Annotated in this window: 19 protein-coding genes; 7 read left to right on the top strand and 12 right to left on the bottom strand. The window is 38.7% G+C overall.

Annotated features, from left to right (window positions below):
* Positions 1-216: 216 nt before the first annotated feature.
* Entirely contained in the window at positions 217-1,413 is a 1,197-nt protein-coding gene (locus tag LCP48_RS08380; RefSeq protein ID WP_009370464.1) for an MFS transporter, read from the bottom strand.
* Entirely contained in the window at positions 1,413-1,811 is a 399-nt protein-coding gene (locus LCP48_RS08375; protein WP_004269373.1) for a MarR family winged helix-turn-helix transcriptional regulator, read from the bottom strand. The genes LCP48_RS08380 and LCP48_RS08375 overlap by 1 nt, the downstream gene beginning before the upstream one ends.
* Positions 1,812-1,978: 167 nt before the next feature.
* Here LCP48_RS08375 and LCP48_RS08370 point away from each other — a divergent pair, with 167 nt between their 5' ends.
* Entirely contained in the window at positions 1,979-2,533 is a 555-nt protein-coding gene (locus LCP48_RS08370; RefSeq protein ID WP_225340852.1) for a DJ-1/PfpI family protein, read from the top strand.
* 35 nt (positions 2,534-2,568) lie between these two features.
* On the opposite strand, the gene LCP48_RS08365 is transcribed toward LCP48_RS08370, so the two are convergent.
* The 5 genes from LCP48_RS08365 to LCP48_RS08350 form a co-directional block, all read right to left on the bottom strand.
* A complete protein-coding gene (locus LCP48_RS08365; protein WP_009370469.1) occupies positions 2,569-2,895 on the bottom strand; it encodes a DUF3889 domain-containing protein in 327 nt (108 codons plus the stop codon).
* Between the two features lie 56 nt (positions 2,896-2,951).
* Positions 2,952-3,083: a hypothetical protein gene (locus tag LCP48_RS23305; RefSeq protein WP_004269370.1), complete on the bottom strand. Its 132-nt coding sequence runs from the start codon at positions 3,081-3,083 to the stop codon at positions 2,952-2,954.
* A 14-nt stretch (positions 3,084-3,097) separates the two neighbouring features.
* Complete coding sequence (locus LCP48_RS08360; protein ID WP_004269369.1) at positions 3,098-3,322, bottom strand: hypothetical protein; 225 nt, start codon at positions 3,320-3,322, stop codon at positions 3,098-3,100.
* Positions 3,323-3,447: 125 nt separating this feature from the next.
* A complete protein-coding gene (gene coaW / locus LCP48_RS08355) occupies positions 3,448-4,284 on the bottom strand; it encodes a type II pantothenate kinase (RefSeq protein WP_009370470.1) in 837 nt (278 codons plus the stop codon).
* Between the two features lie 601 nt (positions 4,285-4,885).
* Complete coding sequence (locus LCP48_RS08350) at positions 4,886-5,620, bottom strand: SDR family NAD(P)-dependent oxidoreductase (protein WP_004269367.1); 735 nt, start codon at positions 5,618-5,620, stop codon at positions 4,886-4,888.
* Between the two features lie 214 nt (positions 5,621-5,834).
* On the opposite strand from LCP48_RS08350, the gene LCP48_RS08345 reads away from it, so the two are divergent.
* Positions 5,835-6,656 carry a squalene/phytoene synthase family protein gene (locus LCP48_RS08345; RefSeq protein ID WP_009370471.1) on the top strand — a complete coding sequence of 274 codons (822 nt, stop codon included), beginning with the start codon at positions 5,835-5,837 and terminating at the stop codon, positions 6,654-6,656.
* Positions 6,657-6,697: 41 nt separating this feature from the next.
* Here LCP48_RS08345 and LCP48_RS08340 read toward each other — a convergent pair whose 3' ends face one another.
* Complete coding sequence (locus tag LCP48_RS08340; protein WP_004269365.1) at positions 6,698-7,186, bottom strand: metal-dependent hydrolase; 489 nt, start codon at positions 7,184-7,186, stop codon at positions 6,698-6,700.
* A gap of 157 nt (positions 7,187-7,343) precedes the next feature.
* Here LCP48_RS08340 and LCP48_RS08335 point away from each other — a divergent pair, with 157 nt between their 5' ends.
* Complete coding sequence (locus tag LCP48_RS08335) at positions 7,344-8,576, top strand: ferredoxin reductase family protein (RefSeq protein ID WP_004269364.1); 1,233 nt, start codon at positions 7,344-7,346, stop codon at positions 8,574-8,576.
* 37 nt (positions 8,577-8,613) lie between these two features.
* Here the strand turns inward: LCP48_RS08335 and LCP48_RS08330 are convergent, their stop codons facing one another.
* Positions 8,614-10,644 (bottom strand): methyl-accepting chemotaxis protein, encoded by a 2,031-nt coding sequence (locus LCP48_RS08330; protein WP_225340851.1) that lies wholly within the window; start codon positions 10,642-10,644, stop codon positions 8,614-8,616.
* A gap of 194 nt (positions 10,645-10,838) precedes the next feature.
* On the opposite strand from LCP48_RS08330, the gene LCP48_RS08325 reads away from it, so the two are divergent.
* Both LCP48_RS08325 and LCP48_RS08320 read left to right on the top strand, forming a co-directional pair.
* A complete protein-coding gene (locus LCP48_RS08325) occupies positions 10,839-11,465 on the top strand; it encodes a nitroreductase family protein (protein ID WP_004269362.1) in 627 nt (208 codons plus the stop codon).
* 350 nt (positions 11,466-11,815) lie between these two features.
* Positions 11,816-12,313 (top strand): hypothetical protein, encoded by a 498-nt coding sequence (locus tag LCP48_RS08320; RefSeq protein ID WP_004269361.1) that lies wholly within the window; start codon positions 11,816-11,818, stop codon positions 12,311-12,313.
* Between the two features lie 28 nt (positions 12,314-12,341).
* Here the strand turns inward: LCP48_RS08320 and LCP48_RS08315 are convergent, their stop codons facing one another.
* A complete protein-coding gene (locus tag LCP48_RS08315) occupies positions 12,342-13,391 on the bottom strand; it encodes a DUF1835 domain-containing protein (protein ID WP_004269360.1) in 1,050 nt (349 codons plus the stop codon).
* A gap of 144 nt (positions 13,392-13,535) precedes the next feature.
* On the opposite strand from LCP48_RS08315, the gene LCP48_RS08310 reads away from it, so the two are divergent.
* A complete protein-coding gene (locus tag LCP48_RS08310) occupies positions 13,536-14,705 on the top strand; it encodes a pyridoxal-phosphate-dependent aminotransferase family protein (RefSeq protein ID WP_009370474.1) in 1,170 nt (389 codons plus the stop codon).
* Between the two features lie 263 nt (positions 14,706-14,968).
* Here LCP48_RS08310 and LCP48_RS08305 read toward each other — a convergent pair whose 3' ends face one another.
* Together LCP48_RS08305 and LCP48_RS08300 are read right to left on the bottom strand one after the other, a co-directional pair.
* A complete protein-coding gene (locus LCP48_RS08305) occupies positions 14,969-16,297 on the bottom strand; it encodes a D-serine ammonia-lyase (RefSeq protein ID WP_225340850.1) in 1,329 nt (442 codons plus the stop codon).
* Positions 16,287-16,760 (bottom strand): YaiI/YqxD family protein, encoded by a 474-nt coding sequence (locus LCP48_RS08300; protein WP_004269357.1) that lies wholly within the window; start codon positions 16,758-16,760, stop codon positions 16,287-16,289. The genes LCP48_RS08305 and LCP48_RS08300 overlap by 11 nt, the downstream gene beginning before the upstream one ends.
* 175 nt (positions 16,761-16,935) lie before the next feature.
* Between LCP48_RS08300 and gdhA the strand changes: the two genes are divergently transcribed.
* Complete coding sequence (gene gdhA / locus LCP48_RS08295; RefSeq protein WP_004269356.1) at positions 16,936-18,309, top strand: NADP-specific glutamate dehydrogenase; 1,374 nt, start codon at positions 16,936-16,938, stop codon at positions 18,307-18,309.
* The last annotated feature ends 93 nt before the right edge of the window (positions 18,310-18,402 follow it).

Below are 18,402 nucleotides of genomic sequence, written 5' to 3'. Positions count from 1 at the left end.
GAAAGACTTATTGCAATCATCATTGCTTCAAAAATAGTCAAAGGCATCAACTCCTTTCTCTTCCATAAGTTGAATGAGATAGGTTAAAATTGTGCCAACCGCCCATGAAACCTCTATCTAGTTACTCTCTTATTATACCATATTTTGGTCAAAAACGGCCACGCTACAGGATTGCCTATAATCATAAAAACAGTTGGGACAGGCTCAACTGTTTTACTATATATTCACTACCTTTTTCGGTTTCATTTTTGCAAGTCGTAATAGATAAATAACAAAGACAACCCCTAGTAAGCCTGCACCTGACAAGTAGACTGAAGCATAGCCAGCCTGCACGGCTACCATTCCTAAAATATAGGAACCTAGTGCGATCCCAAGGTCAAACATCGTAAAATAGGTTGCTGTAGCATAGCCACTTCGCTGGATGGCTGTGGATTGAACGGCTAATGCTTGCAAGCTTGTCGTCACAGCACCATAGCCGAAGCCTACAAAAATAGCAGCACTCAAAAATAATACAGGCCCTTCTACAAAAGCGAGCATAACAAGCCCGATGGCGAAGGAGATAATGCCGGGAATAATAACAAATTGTGGCCCCTTCGTATCATAAAGTTTACCTGTGTACGGACGCGTAATTAACATGGATGCAGCAAACACGGCATAAAAAAGACTGGCCACAGCCATTAAACCCTTTTGCTGTGCATAGACCGATAAAAAGGATAAAACGCTGGCATACGAAAAGGCTACTAAACTAGCAATCGCAGCAACAGGTAACGCCTTTCGCTCAAACAAATCATCAAATTTAAAGGTAAGTTTCCCTTCATGTGCAGGTTTCGGTAAATCATCGGTATTGACCGTTAACGCTAGAATTCCTCCTGCTAGAATACAGATACTCATAACGATGAACAATACGTTAAAGGTACTGTATTGTATTAATAATAGTCCGATAAATGGACCAATAACGACAGCTAGATTTGTAGACATCGTGAAATAGCCAAGGCCTGCCCCTTTTCGTTTAGCTGGAACGATATCAGCCGCTAAAGATCCTGCAGCTGTTGTAATAATACTAAAGAAAATCCCTTGTATAAAACGTAGACCAAGTAAAAGGCCGAATGGATGAATAAATAAATATAAGACAGTACATATAAAATAGCCCACGATTGAGAGGACTAACAGTTTTTTCTTACCGAATACATCCAACAGTTTTCCTGAAAACGGACGTACAATGATTGCTGACAATAAAAAACCAGACAATAGAAGCCCTGCCTCCTTATCTGTCTGATGTAGCTCCCCTATTGCGTAAAGCGGTAAAGTCGTTACAAGTCCATAAAATACAAAAAAAACTGAGATATTCGTTAAAAATAGACTAATGAAACGCTTCGTCCATATTTGTGTATTCTCTTCTCGCTGCATGTCCATCAACCCTTCATTTTTTCCAATAGCTTCAGAAATTGCTCTTGTTCCTCAGCAGTTAAAGATCCTACCATTTCCTCCTCAAACGCTCGAATAGTCGCTGTAATGGCTGGTAGGCGCTCCTCTGCTTGTGTGGATAAAGTCACTATCTTTTCTCGTTTATCCTCACCATCTAATCGTTGTACCCAGCCCAATGCCTCAAGCCTTGTAATCGCCCTGGTGATACTTGGCGCTTCCACATTTAAATATTTCCAAATTTGCGTCAGTGTCATCGGTCCATTTTTATGTAAGCAATATAAAATGGTCCACTGAGAACTATATAAATGATGCTGCTTCAGCACTTCATTTAAGCAATTAGTTAAATAGCGATTTTTTTGGAATAAAGCATGGAAAATTGGATTCATCACTATCTACCTCCTAAAATTATTTACCTAGCTAAACAAATACTATACGCTTCATTTTTTTCTTTGTAAAGGAAGTAATTTGCCAAGATGGCTTGACCAGGAGCAGGAAATTTTTTGCATGTGTCGAATAAAAGTTAATAAACTTTCAATGTAAAGGAGATGGAATCATGGGGAAAAAAGTTTTAATACTTGCAGGAGATGCCGTAGAGGCTTTAGAGATTTTTTATCCTTATTATCGTTGTCTTGAGGCAGGCTATGATGTCACAATTGCAGCACCATCAGCTAAGAAATTACAAACTGTACTACACGATTTTGTAGATGGCGTCGATACATACATCGAGCGACCTGCCTATGGTTTAGAGGCACATGCTTCTTTTGCTGATGTTGATCCAACCCATTTTGATGGATTGATTATTCCTGGTGGTCGTGCGCCAGAATACATTCGTTTGAATGAGCATGTGCCATCACTCGTATCCCACTTTTTCGAAACGAATAAACCGATTGCAGCCGTTTGTCATGCGGCACAAATTTTCGCAACGATTCCTGAAGTGCTAAAAGGACGTGAGCTGACATCCTATATTGCTTGCAAGCCAGAGGTGCAAGTGGCTGGCGCTACTTATATTGATGCCAATCTTCATACAGATGGCAATTTAGTAAGTGGACATGCATGGCCTGATTTGCCAGGCTTGATGCGTGCGTTTATTCAAAAGCTTGAAAATTAAATGAATGAGGATGCCTTTTCTGGGCATCCTTTTTTTTATGACGTGCTTTCTTGTAATTCAATTTTTTCTACCTTTTGTGTTGCACTTTGATAACTAATTCTTACATAGACACCAAATTCCTTATCGGGTTGCTTGAGCCAAAGCTTAAACTTTTCGATTGTTGACGCCCCATGTACTTCTTTACCCTCATGCAAATAATCGATAATTTTGGCTGAAGGATATTTTGCCTTTACCTCTTTGATGGCCAGTTGTCCCCATTTGGCATAGGCTGGTGTTTCTTGTTGTGCATTTGCGACCATTGCTGTTTGTATGAACACAGTAAGACAAACAAGCATAATCCCAAGTAAATACAACTTCCTCACTCGAATCACTCCTTTAAAAAAATAAGCGCTCCAAAAAGCTTTGGAGCAGCTTGTCTTTATTGCTTTGGCTGTTGAGGGTTATTATGAATGACTTGGTTAAACTCTGCTGAGTACTCCTCACGATCATTCTTTTTATGAGTATCTTCCTTCTTTTTCTTTTTAAAGCTTGTTTTTCTCTTTTTTGCCATGATTTGTACCTCCGCTATTTCGTTTTATTGGACTGCTGGTTTTTATCATGATTCGTTTTATTGTTTTTATTTTTAGCTTTCGCATCAAATTCTGCTGCGAATTCTTCGTTTAAGTTGTCATTTGGATTGTTATTATTGCTATTACTTCGATCAAGATCTTTGCTTTTGTAGGTCCCAAAAGGATTATGTGTTCGCATATTCATGGTTTTACTGTTATTTCGATTATTACGTTTGCCCACGTAACATCACCTCCTGCACATAATTTGTTCAAATAGAGGCGTTACTATGTAGATCAGTTTCTTCGCAAATTGTAAAAAAATGAACATGACTAATGTGTATTAGTCATGTTCATTCCTATCTATCCCTAGACAATTGTATATTCTGTAATGTTCAGCAATGCTCCAACAGCACCTGAAAAACCATGATCGTTAATAAAAACAGGTGTATGCTTCTTTGTGCGTGTATAATTTGCAATCACACGGGCAAGATGAGCATTATTACTGAGCGTTGATCCAATATAAACAATATGTTGTGCTTTTTTTTCTTCCGCATATTGAATGCTAAGCGTTGTAATTACTTCGCCTACTAGACCCTGAACCGTCGCTATAATATCCTCTGCTGGATGTTTCATGGACCGTGTAATGCCCACTTTCCCAAAATTACTTGCAGTTAAATGACCGTCAATAGGTGTATCCATTCCCTGATAAATGTCCTTAACTAATAAATCAATGCGCTCACGATGGCCATTGTCAGCCATTTCTCGTATTTCATTGTAATCTGTAACCCCTGTTGTAAGCGCTGACAATCCAATTAATGTCCCTCCACCAACGCCTGTCCCGCCAACGCGAATATGGGTATTGCCCTCCATGTAATGAATGGAAGTGCCTGTCCCAATATTGGTAATCATACTACGCTCAAAAAAGTAGCCTTCTTTATTTAATAAAAATCGGACACCCTTTAATGTTGCTTCAAATTCCACTATATAATGAATCGATTTCATTGTTTTAATGACATCAAGTAATTGCTCTGTACGTCCCCCCGTAACACCAATATCCTCAATATCTGGATGATCAATAATCCATTTTTTTACAGACTGTAAATCATTAGACGGAAAGGTTGTTAAAACAAGTTCATTGTGTTGATCTAAATAAGCAACCTTTGTCAATGTGCCGCCTGCATCAATACCTATAGCCTTTGGCATACAATTCTCCTTTGTTTTTATTACGCAACTTTGTCATGTAATGATTGCAGTTTACGCGATGATTAAGGCAACTATTAAAGTACATGCCCTCTTTGGTACGAAGGATTTTGCAAGGAGTTTTTTTGTGTGCCAAAATCCTGACCAATTAATTTGTTCGTACAAAAGCAAAACGCTTAGTACAATCCCCCAAATTGTGTAATGACATTTTCGCCCTTTCTAAACTTTAACGCTGTTGAAATGATTGTGCAATAACTTCGTAAACTTTCATTAAAAAATCATGGAAAATATCAAATTTTTTCTATTGGATAGCTGAATGTTATATTGCATTTAGAAAGCTTTATCATCATTCTACTAAAAAAATAAAGCTTTGTTAAAGCATAATGCTGTTTTTGAAATTTAACGAAAATTTATATAGGCAGATTCCAGAAGAACGCTTAATAGTGCTTGAAATGAGGAGTTTAACTAGGCACGATGCCTATCATATTGGGAAAATTGTATTCCTAAGTAAAATGCAAGGCGTTTGGGGTGGCTCGTGAAATAATGCAAAAAAAGTGAAAATGCACTGCTTGAACAGGCACTTTCACTTTCCTAAAACGATTAATTAGCGTGCTGAATAGCCACCATCAATGACAAGCTCAGCACCTGTAATGTAAGAAGCTTCATCAGATGCTAAAAATAAAATAGCATTCGCTACTTCTTCTGGTTGACCAAGGCGTCCCATTGGTGTCGCTCTTACTAACATATCCATTGCTTCTTTTGCTTCTGATAATTTAGCAGTCATTGGTGTTTCAATGACACCAGGGAATACTGTATTGACACGAACATTGAAAGCACCAAGCTCTGATGCCGCTGCACGAGCAATCGCACGTAATGATCCTTTAGAAGCTGTATAAGCATTAAAGCCTGCACCAATAATCGCCGTGTAAGAGGATGTATTAACGATAGAGCCTTTTCCAGCTTCTTTCATATAGTTAGAGGCATGTTTAATGCCCAAGAAAGGTCCAAAAGCATTGATATTATGCATGATTGACCAATCCGCTTGTGTAATTTGATCTGGTCCTTTTTCTGATGAAATACCAGCATTGTTAATTAAAATATCAATGCGACCATATTTCTCCACAATGGCTTTCGTCACTTCTGCCCAGTTTTCGTCAGAGGAAACATCTAATTTCATCCCCTCTACATGGTCAAGCTCAGAAATTTTTGCTAGGTTATCTTCATTAATATCAGCTGCAATTACCGTAGCACCCTCTTGGGCAAACAATTTCGCCATTGCTGCACCCATACCAGATGCGCCACCAGTAATCATCGCAATTTTGTTATCTAAACGTCCCATTTTTCTAAACTTCCTCTCTTCTGTAATGTGGTTTAACTTATACTTTCGTCCACAATGAAAGTATAAGTTTAAATAGTTTACCGTTAAACTATATCACTTTTAGGAAACGTTTTCAAAGAATATCTCTTTAAATATGAACAATCTGTTTTATCTTTCCCTATTTTTACGATACGATATACTATAGATGTGGAACCATTTGAACGGAGGAATACAAGTGAACGAGCAAAAAAGACTTTACAAAGAAGCGATGCAGGTTTTGAAAGATACAAGCCGCACGTTTTATATACCTATTACATTTTTAAAAAATGATTTAAAGATATCAGTGGCTGCAGCCTATTTAGCAATGCGTGCCATTGATGAAATTGAAGACCATGAAGAACTTTCTAATGATGTCAAAATTGATTTACTGTCAGCAACGAGTGAATTACTAAAGGACAATTTCAATAACGAAGCCTATCAGTCATTACTCGCACCTTATGCAGAGCAATTACCTGAAGTATCCCTTCGTTTAGCAGATTGGCTGACATTTTGTCCTGAGGAATCCAGAAAAATTGTACAGGCTTCCACAAGTGAAATGGCTTTTGGGATGGCAAAATGGGCAAAGGCGAATTGGCAGGTCCGCACACGTGAGGATTTAGACGATTATACATACTACGTGGCTGGGCTTGTAGGGACGATGCTGTCTGAGCTTTGGGCATGGGGTGCAGGCGTTCAAACGGATCGCGAGCTAGCAATAGGCTACGGCCGTGGATTGCAGGCTGTCAACATCTTACGTAATCAGCATGAGGATTTAGATGAACGTGGTGTAAGTTTCGTACCAGAGGGATGGACACGTGCGGATTTATTTGCGTATGCAGAAGAAAATTTAGCCAAAGCAGATTTATATATGAAGGATATCAATAAACGTACTATTCTGCTGTTCTGTCGCCTACCACTTGCCTTAGCGCACAAAACATTAAAGGCAATGCAAGAAGGACGAGAAAAAATGACTCGTGCCGAGGTAGAGCAAACTGTTGAAGAGGTACAGGTAGACTAACATGAAAAGCCCCAGTAAACGATTACTGGGGCTTTTCTTATTTATATCGCATCAATAAATCTTACAATTAATTCATAGCTGAAATAGATAGATAGCATCGATAACAACATCAGTACGACACCTTCTACCTTGCTACCCGTTTTCGTTGTAAGTGGAAAACGAATGGAGACAGTCGCAGGGAAAAATAGTTTGACCCCTTTTTTTGTACACATATCAAGTATGATATGACTAGCCATTCCGATAATTATTCCAATAGATATCGCTCGATAAGGAATCAACATATGTAATAACACCATCATGCTTATTAAAAATAACAAACTATGTGTAAAGGAACGATGTCCAAATACTGTATTCACTAGCTTCGCGATGAGGGGAAATGTCCGACCTATTTTACTACCTCTATGACAAATATCTGGAAGTAACGCACCAATAACCCCCGCACCAACTAAGACAAGTGGGTTATCATTTGAAAACTGTGCAAAGGCAAGACTTGCTGTAATGCCCCCAACGATATGGGTATTCCCTTGCATAAATTACTTCCACTCCTTTTCTCTTATTTTTCCTTCTTAATGTAACATAATTCGACACAAAAGGGAACATACATTCCGAACGTACGCTCGAAACTTTTTTCCTCTCTGATTGTATAGCTAATTAAATTATGGATAAACATAGTGATGGAGGTTAAATATGAGAGCGTATAAAGGGATACTTTTTATTTTCAGCATTTTGTGTGGTAGTGCTTTGCTTTGGTATTTTAGCAAACCGATGGCACCGATCCATCCGTTGAACACACTAAGTCATGTCATTGGAGGCTTAGCCATAACTTGTTTATTTCTTGTATTCTTATTAGCTACAAGAATAAAAATGTTGGAGCATTGGTTTAGTGGTCTTGAGCATGTCTATTTTTATCATAAATTACTAGCAATCCTTTCACTTGTATTGATTCTTATTCACGGGCAATTACAAAAAATGATTCCTGATGAAGAGCTAACACAACAAACGCCACTCAACGAATTCGCAAAAGATCTTGGCGAGCTTGCTCAATATGGCTTTATCTTTCTAATCATTCTTGCCTTTATTGCAAAATTCCTGAAGTACGAACATTGGCGCTGGCTTCATCGTTTATTACTTGTGCCCTATGCATTGGGTATTTACCATGCTTATTTTTCTAGCCACTATGATTTATTACAGCCCTCAGCTTTAGGGATTTTTACAGCATTAACAACTACGATTGGATTTATGTCAGCTCTTTATATGCTGACAATGTATCAGGATATGTTCTTTCCATATAAAGGTCAGATTTCATCCATTCAAAGGCTGACCCCTGAGATATTGGAAATTAAGTTGAAGCTTACAAAACAGCTGGATTATCGACCAGGACAATTTCTTTTTCTGAAAGTCTTTCAAGAGGGTATCGAAAAAGCACCACATCCCTTCTCTATTTCTGGGGGGTGTGGACAACAAATTAATCTTACGATAAAAGCTATTGGAGATTATACTAAAGAGGTCTACAACCTTATTCAGGTCCATACAGAGGTTGCTGTAGATGGCCCCTATGGTCATTTTGACTTCGGCAACGGGAATGCACAGCAGCTATGGATTGCAGGTGGTATGGGCATCACCCCATTTCTTGCCTATTTACACACGAAGCCTGATAAAAAAATTGACTTATATTATTCTTTTCACGGGCAAGACAATGTCATCTACAAAGATTTTTTAGAGGATTATGCACTGGCAAACGACCATTTTACTGTCACGTTTATAGATACAACACAGCGCAATAGACTCTCTGTTGATGAGTTATCCATCTCTCCACAAACTAGTATTTATATATGTGGACCTGAAAAAATGATCAAGCATTTCAAATCGGCTGCACCTAAGAAAAATGTACAGTGGGAAGCTTTTTCATTTAGATCTTAAAAAGGTGTACACCTAAATCTAGATGTACACCTTACCATTAAATCGTGAATTTAGTTGCTTCTTCTTGCAAATTTTGAGCAAGTTGTGCTAACTGCTCAGAGGCTATGGACATCTCATTCATCGTTGATGCCTGCTCTTCCGTTATGGCTGATACATTTAATGTATGATCATTTGTTGCAAGTGCCTGTTTGCTAATTGCCTGTACTTTTTCAGTTACTGCCTGCAACTTTTCAAAAGCATCAGATGTCGTTTTGCTTGTCTTTTGCATGGTGTTTTGGAGGCCTTCAATTGCACTGGCAATTGTATCGAAGGTCATGCCTGCTTGTTGAACAGAACCAATGCCTTGATGGGCTATTTTTCGACTTTGCTCCATCATCTCTACCGCGTCATTCATTTGTTCCTGAATCGTCTGCACAACCTTTGCAATATCTAACGAAGCACGGCTAGTTTGTTCAGCTAGTGCTTTGACCTCTCCTGCAACAACAGCAAAGCCTTTCCCTGCTTCCCCTGCTCGTGCTGCCTCAATGGCAGCATTAAGTGACAGTAAATTAGTTTGGTCGGTAATAGCCGAAATGAGCTGACTCATCTGCTCTATTTGAAGCGAATGCTCCTTCAAGCCATTCACAAGATTGGCACTACTGTCAACCTGTGCATGTAGGTGGACAATATCATTCACGAAACCATGTATTTTTTGTGATCCGCCAGTAGCAAGTTCAGAGGTTTTTTGCGATTGTTGGACTGCTTCATGTAAATCGTCCATGGCGGTCTTCATATCCCCACCTAGTTGTGTTGTTACACCCTCTAACTCCCCACTCACTTGTTGTTGTGAACTCGTATTTTCTGCCACCTCTTGCATAGAAATCGCAACTTCTGTGACAGTTTTATTAACCTCTTGCACACTTGCCGTTAATTCCTCTGCAGTAGAAGCAACTGTCTCGGTTTCAGCTACAATGCGCTGCATCATCGAACCTAATGCTTCCACAGAGTCATTATAATACTGCGCCATTTCACCAAATTCATCCTTTGTATGAACGGCCATTTGTTGCGTTAAATCACCCGTAGCAAGATAGCCTAAATGCGTATTCATCGTTTTCACTTCCCCACGGATGTAACGAGCAAGGAAATAAATACTAATTGCGATTAGTAAAATTAGAACGACACTGATCACGATTTGCTGTTGGAGCATGGCCTGTATTTCGCCGTAAAGCTCAGTTGTCGGAACCAGTAAAACTAATTTCCACGGCATATCTTGTATTTGCATAAATTGTAAGGTAAAATCACTACCCTCACTGCTTGTATGTATTAACTTTTTTTGATCAGAAATCTGCTCCACAGGCATGTTCAACAACTGCTGGATCGTTTCTTTATTCACTTTATTTACATCAGGGTGCGTTAAAATTTTTCCACTATCATCAATTAAAAATGCATAACCACTCTCACGAATTTTCACGTCAGAAACAATGGATTGAATTGAATCTAATACATAATCCCCTGTAATAACGCCAATGGGCTTAGAATCTTTGACAATTTGTGTACCAAATGAGATAAACATTTCCCCAAGAGCTTCATCAAAATAAGGTGCTGTATGAACTACCTTATTCGATTGGATACTATTGCGATACCATTCTTGCTCGTGAAAATGATAGGCAGGATCTTCATAAGCATCCGTGGAGACAATTTTTTCTTCTTCCTTATAGGCATAAGGCCCAAAAATTTGTCCATTTGCCATATCCTCCTCTAACCATAATCCCATACCATACGTTTCCTTATTGAAAGGCAATAGCTGCTGTACGTAGCGAATAAATTGCTCTCTGGTCATCATACTGTCAGCTGATTCTATTGTTGTCTTTGCACTATTTATGAGCTGAATGTGTGCATGCAGTTTGCCCTCAACGGAACCTGCAACGTCATCCGCTAGTATAGACATTTCATTTTCAATAGAGCTTTCAAGTTCATTGGATACGTTCAAATAGTTAAGGAAGGTCATACCACCTAAAAAAACAGTAATGACAGGAATAAGCATTGCGATTTTTGCCATAATATTTAAATTTCCTAATAGCTTTTTCATTCACCTTCACTCCATATCTATTATTATTGCTCTATTCAATCTCTAGTATAAATGGATTATACCAACAAAAATATGTTTTTTTTGTAACTTTTAAATCCTAGATTCAAGACTCTTTAATTCGAGCAATTTACTTGGAAAATGAATTCATTTATCGTATAGTAAAAAACGCATCATACCATGAAGGAGACAAAATAATGACAATGACAAAAAGTTCTTTAACTAAAGTTATACATGAGCGTAAATCCGTTCGTAAATACGATGAAAACTTTAAAATCCCGCAGCAACAATTAGAAGAATTACTTGTAGAAGCAACGTCTGCTCCGTCGTCTAGTAACCTACAGCCTTGGCGCTTCTTAGTAATTCAGGATGAAGCGGTCAAAAAAGAGCTACGTGCTATTGCCAATAACCAAGAACAAGTAGAAACTTCCTCAGCGATTATTGCTGTTTTAGGTGATACAAAAATGTACGAAAATGCCGAGGCTGTCTATACAAAGAACTTCGATCTTGGCTACATCAATGAGTCAACAAAAGAGTTAATGATTAACAACTCGATCAATCTATATTCTCAACTTCCCCAAGAAGTGTTGAAAAATATCGTTACATTTGATGCTGGTCTAATTTCCATGCAAATCATGCTACTAGCTAAAGACATGGGCTATGATACAGTGCCGATGGGTGGATTTAATAAAGAAGCCTTTGCTCAACGATTTGAATTAGCTGACCATATCGTCCCAGTTATTTTAATTGCGATTGGTAAGGCAGCCGCACCTGCTTACAATTCTTCCCGCATTGAACTTGAGCACATCGCCAAATTCATTTAATACACGTGAAAATAGTCATCTTATAATGTAGTTAAGATGGCTATTTTTATTTTTTGTGGCATTTCTTGGGCATCTACCATCATAGGATAGTAATGTTTTTGTACGTACTTTTTGAAATGAATAAAACGGAAAATGATTCTCAAAAACTAGCATAATCATGTTCCCAAGGATATTTTTTGCATTTTTATCATAAGGCACTCAAAAAATCATCATTAAAGTCTTAAATAATCAACTTCATTCTAGTACATTTGTGTGATTTCTACTAAATATTACATCTAATTTGTTGTAGCTTAAACACTTGAGGATTGTTATGATTAGGAGGTATTTTCATATGAAGGGAGGTTTTTCTGATGAATTATGACTATAATGATTCTTATTATTACTCAGATTTAGATGCAGCCATGGGTGGTTTATTTTTTATCTTTATACTAGCCGCTCTTGCTATTGGTTTAATTGCCTACATTATTAGTGCACTTATTTATTTTATGACATCTAAAACAAATGGTTTTGGAGATGTAGCCTATATTGCTTGGATTCCCATTATTAATGTATATAGTCTCTTCCTGCTGACAGCTGGTGGGGATACTCGAGAAACAATACGTGCAACAGCTTTAAAAAATACGCTTATTTATGCAGGCTTGATCATTGTTTCGTTTATTCCATTTATCGGTATTCTGGCTTCTTTAGGAGCGGCAGGCTTTACACTGTATTTCACGTATCGCCTATTCTACCGCTGGTGTGGCGAAACAGGTAAGGCAGTATTATACACAATCTTAATGGTAATAACAGGTGGATTGTTTTTTGCCATCTACGGCTTAATGCGCATGAACAGACCTTTCGTTGCTTAATTGTTTAAAACCTCTTTATGCCCTTAGGCTAAAGAGGTTTTTTACGTAATTTCACAGAGTAATGATGCATGGATTTAGGAATTCCCTTTAATTCAAAAACCCCGCTATATACTAAATAGCGAATTCTATATTCTAAAAAGAAGACATTTGGGGGAGCATCCATGCTTGTTAATAGCTCTGAGATAAATACACCTGTTTGTATAAAATCACTATCCCCTTGCTCCTTATGAAGTTGTCCAATCGTTGACATAATCAAATTATCATAATAACTCTCTTGGACTGCTTGAATTTGTTGATGTAGCCATAGACGACAAATATCCTTTGTCTGTGCTAAACTTTCCCACTGTTGCTGAAAAAATAGACGCTCCTTCGCGGACAATCGCTTTACTTCATACATTTCCATGTTCCATTGGTGGTTTGTAGCCCGTTGTTCACCTGTGTTGATAAGAACAACTTCATTGGTTTTATCACGTAATAAATAAAGAAGAAATCTAAGGCCACACTGTTCTTCTGCATTGGACCCACACCAAATGTAAATCGGCAGGTTGCTTGGAATATCCTGTATCTCTCTGATTGTGTTCATCAATTTATTCCGAATTACAAAATCATCCATTCCATCATTCATATTTTCTCTTAGCCACTCATCACGGAATGCCTGTCCTCTTTTTTCATCGAGTTTCCACAATGGTCCAATCGACAAATCCTCTGGAAACCCGATCACATATTTCGGTGGAGCAAGTGCCGCTCGTAATGAGCCTGCTGCAGATTCCGAGCAAACAATATGTACCACTTGTGCTGAAGTAGTGGTTATGACCTGTTGAATATAATCATTAATAATTTCTACCAAATGATAGAGCTCTTCTTGCCCCATAAAGAGAGACCACCCCTGCTGAGGTGTCCTTCGTTCATGATGAAATGCTGTAACAGATTCAGATGGCTCAAGCTCATACCCCTGCCATTCCCCCTTCTTCATCACATCTGCTACTGTGATATACTCTAACGCTTGAATTCTATACACTAGCACCTGGTTTGTGTCGTAGAAGAAATAGATAAATGGATAATGTATGGATGTCTCCATTAACACTGCCTCCTTTTTTAAAAAAATTGTACCACAATGACAATCTCTTCCATCATTTTTCAAAAAAGTAGTTAGCTAGCACCATAAATATGCTATTATTATAGTTAGAAAATTTTGAATTTCTAACAAAGGGGATTGATGAATATGCATGAAAATATTTTAAGACATCCGGGGCCAACACCCATTCCAAAAAAGGTACAGCTTGCGATGAATCAGAATATTTTTAGTCATCGTAGTCAGGAATTTGTAGAATTATACCGAGAAACAATTGAATTAGTAAAGCCTGTTTTTGGTACGACACAGGACATCTTACTATTACCTTCAGGTGGGACAGCTGCTCTTGAGGCTGCGGCTGTTAATACGGTATCTGCTGGTGAAGAGGTTGTCGTCATCACAGTTGGAGCTTTTGGCGACTATTTCGTTTCGATCTGTGAGCAATATGGCTTCCATGTACATAAGCTTGAAAAAGAATGGGGACAAGCTTGCACAGCTGAAGAACTACGAGCATTTTTACAGCCATTACAAAATATTAAAGCCGTTTTTGTGACGTACAATGAAACATCCACAGGTATTTTAAACCCTGTTGCTGAACTAGCAAAAGTCATCCGTGAAGAAACCGATGCCCTCGTTATCGTTGATGGTGTAAGCTGTATTGGTGGCGCTCCTGCTGAAATGGATGCTTGGGGCATTGATATTCTCGTGACAGGCTCTCAAAAAGCGATGATGCTCCCACCTGGACTCTCTCTTGTTAGCGTAAGTGAAAGAGCTTGGGGAGTCATTGAAGAAAATCAAACACCTGCTTATTATTTAAATCTTCAAAGCTATCGTAGCTGGGCGGAAAAGGGCATGACACCTAATACCCCTGCTATCACACTGATTTACGGACTGCATGAGGTGTGTAAGTTAATTGAACAGGAAGGTGGCTTTACGCAAACAGTTGCCCGCCATGACCTGATGAAAAACATGGTGCGAAATGCAATGCAAGCATTACACATTGAGCTATTAACTGAAGATCAATACGCTTCTCCAACTATTACAGCAATTAAAACACCTCAAGGAATTGATCTTGGTGAATTTTTGGCGCACCTTAAGCAACACTATCATTTAGATTTCGCAGGCGGACTAGGTCCTCTACAGGGTAAAATTTTTAGATTCGGCCATATGGGCTATTGTTTCCCAAGTGACATTTTACAAGCCGTTTCCCTACTTGAGGCTGCCCTACAAGACTTCTCCTATGATTTCGAACCAGGAGCAGGCGTCCTTGCAGCACAAGCAGTATACTTAGCCGCACAACGTAAAGCACTACAACGTTAAACAGCAAAAACAGGTGGAGAAAAATGACTCCACCTGTTTTTTAATTTGATTTTGTTTCTACTAAACTTGAAGTTGCGTTATGCGTTTATGGACGCTAATTTGAGCGAGATACCTCACTTTTTGAACGCTTCATACACCTATTCGAGCGGGTCCATACATTTAACGGGGCATCTCACTCACTATTCGAATGCTTTACTCCATGCTCAAGTGGGATATAACTAATAGAGGTCAAGCTTCCATCCAAACATAGCTTCACACCGTCTTTAATTAAATTCCTTGGCCTTTGCTAAATAAGCAGCTCGCATTGTAGGTGGGACCATGCTACCGCCAGTTGCCCATACGAGATGTGTGGCTTGTGGTAGATGGTTTTCTAATGCGTGCTTTTCTAGATAGGATTGACCTTGTTGCAATAAACGAATGGCTCCATACATTCCTGCGTGTGCAGATGGCTCTAAAAATAAACCTTCACTTTCCATCGCTAATCCTAGAGATGTAAACAGCTCTTCATCTGATACTGTATAGCAACCACTTATATACGTCTCCATCACTTTTCCTACAAATTTGGAGGCACGACCAACAGCTAACCCATCCGCTTCTGTTCGATTGTCAAGGCCAATATCTTCTACACTAATTGCGTCATGTAAGCCTGTCATCAGCCCGATCGTCATACAAGGAGAAGCGACAGGTTCTGCAAAGAAAATATGCACATGCTCACCGTAAATTTCTTTTAATCCATAGGCAACCCCACCTGGTCCTCCACCTACGCCACATGGTAAATAGACGAACAATGGATGTGCTTCATCCACTGAAATATTCGTCCTTTCTAGCTGTTGCTTTAAACGCTTGGCAGCTACGGCATAGCCAGCAAATAAATCTTTTGAATTTTCATCATCAATAAAATGACACTTTGGATCTCGCTCAGCTTCTTGTCGCCCCTGCTCAACAGCTACACTGTAATCAGCTGCATATTCAATCACTGTAGCACCCTTTTCACGGAGTAAGGCTTTTTTCCACTCCTTGGCATCACTCGACATATGTACAACGACATTAAAGCCGAGCTTCTTGCCCATAATGCCGATACTTAATCCTAAATTCCCAGTAGAACCTACTGCAATCGTATATTGTTGGAAGAACGACTGAAATTCCTCTGTTGCTAAAATTGCATAATCATCCACTTCTTTAAGTCTTCCACTTGCCAAAGCAAGCCTTTCCGCATGTTTTAATACCTCATAAATTCCTCCACGTGCTTTGATCGAGCCAGAGATTGGTAATGCATGATCACATTTTAAAAGCAATTGGCCGGGAATCGCCACACCATATGCTTGTTCAATAGCACTTTTCATCGAAGGAATTTCCTTGATCGTTGATTCAATTAAACCATCACTTTCTAGAAGCTCTGGAAATGCTACTTTTAAATAAGAAGAAAAACGTTGTAATGTTGCTTCCGCATCATCCACTTCAGCCATAGTAAAGAGCGTTGTTTCAGGATTTTTCATCCGATTTGTATTTTCCCACAATACAGTAGCCTTTTTTGCTAGTTCGTTCAACTGCGGATATTGTTCGAATAGTTCGTGTTTATGTTCATTTTTCACCTGTAGATTCCTCCAGTTTATGGGCTAAAATTGCTCGTTCACAAATTTGTCGAAATTTCATTTCAAACGAAATATTGTTTTCTTGTGTTCTTTTTTTAGGTCCCTTTGTTCGTCCACCTGCCCTTCTAATTTTTTGACCAACATGGCGCATATCGAGCAAACGTTCGATGTTTTCATTAGACATTTCTCGTCCATTTTGATCAATCGGATACCCTCCTCGTGCTAAAACCATGGCTGCTAATCCGTAATCCTGTGTAATAACAATATCGTGTTTTGAAAGCGCGTTCACTAGCGTAAAATCAACCGAATCTGGACCTTTGGGTACAATAATTGTTATTACATTATCACGTTCAACACGATGTGATGTATCGCAAAACAAGATAGTTTCTATCTCAAACTCAGATGATATAGATAGCGCTAAATCCACTACTGGACAGGCATCAGCGTCTATAAGAACCTTCACAATAAGGCATCATTCCTTTCTCGTAATTAGATGAATCACTTAGAACTAAATTATTTTAATATAATTTTAAAACAACCTCTCTTGCTCAATTTTTCACAAACTTTAAAAGTATTTTATTGAATAGTTTGAAAAATAGATATACGATACATCTATCAACTAAATGGGGGTTTTATTTATGACAATTACAACTGTTAGCAATGAACAATTAGCAAAAGAATACGTAGATGGCGTATTTGAGCAACTTAAACAACAGAATAGTCATCAAGCGGAATTTTTACAAGCAGCTGAAGAAATTTTCATCTCATTAGTACCTGTATTCGCGCAACATCCTGAATATATTAAGGCCAATATTTTATCTCGTATTGTGGAGCCAGATCGTATTATTTCTTTCCGTGTAGCATGGCAAGATGATAACAATCAAGTGCAAGTGAATCGTGGCTATCGTGTACAATACAGCAATGTCATGGGCCCATATAAAGGCGGTCTTCGCTTCCATCCTTCCGTAAATGAATCCATCATTAAGTTCCTAGGCTTTGAGCAAATCTTTAAAAATGCTTTAACAGGGCAACCTATCGGTGGTGGTAAAGGTGGTTCAAACTTTGATCCGAAAGGTAAATCAGATTCAGAAATTATGCGTTTCTGCCAAGCATTCATGACTGAATTATACCGTCATATTGGTCCAGATGTCGATGTTCCTGCTGGTGATATTGGTGTAGGTGCTCGTGAAGTAGGTTATTTATGGGGTCAATATAAGCGTTTAACAAAAGCAAATGAATCAGGTGTATTAACTGGTAAGACTCCTGGCTACGGTGGCTCTTTAGCACGTAAAGAAGCAACTGGTTACGGTACTGTTTACTTTGTGAACGAAATGCTAAAGGATGCAAATGACTCATTCGAAGGAAAAACAGTAGTTGTTTCTGGATCTGGTAATGTGTCTACGTATGCGATTGAAAAAGCGCAACAGTATGGTGCCAAAGTGGTTGCTTGCTCGGACTCTTCAGGCTATATCTATGATCCAGAGGGCTTAGATTTAGATGCTATCAAAGAAATTAAAGAAGTAAAAGGTGACCGTATCTCAACTTACGTTAATTACCGACCAAATGCTACTTTTACAGAAGGTTGTACAGGAATTTGGACGATTCCTTGTGATATTGCCCTACCATGTGCTACGCAAAATGAAATTAACGGTGAGTCAGCTCGTACATTAATTTCGAATGGTGTGAAAGCAATCGGTGAAGGTGCTAATATGCCATCAGACCTTGAAGCAATCAATGAATTCCTAGAGGCAGGCGTATTATTTGGTCCAGCAAAAGCAGCGAATGCTGGTGGAGTTGCGGTATCTGCTCTTGAAATGGCACAAGATTCTAGTCGCGTATTTTGGTCATTTGAAGAAGTAGATGCGAAACTTCATCAAATTATGAAAAATATTTATACAGACAGCAAAGCGGCAGCAGAAAAATATGGCTTCCCAGGTAACCTAGTAGTTGGTGCAAACATTGCTGGCTTTATCAAAGTAGCAGATGGAATGCTTACTGAAGGCGTCTATTAATAACCTTCTATTTTCAATGTTTCCTAGGATTTGATTTCGGAATATTCTTAATTTCAACCAAGGTGGTAACGAACATTCGTTATCACCTTATTT

It is taken from the genome of Lysinibacillus capsici (assembly GCF_020217405.1).
Taxonomy (GTDB): Bacteria; Bacillota; Bacilli; order Bacillales_A; family Planococcaceae; genus Lysinibacillus; species Lysinibacillus capsici.
This window is presented reverse-complemented; position numbering and strand designations above follow the sequence as displayed.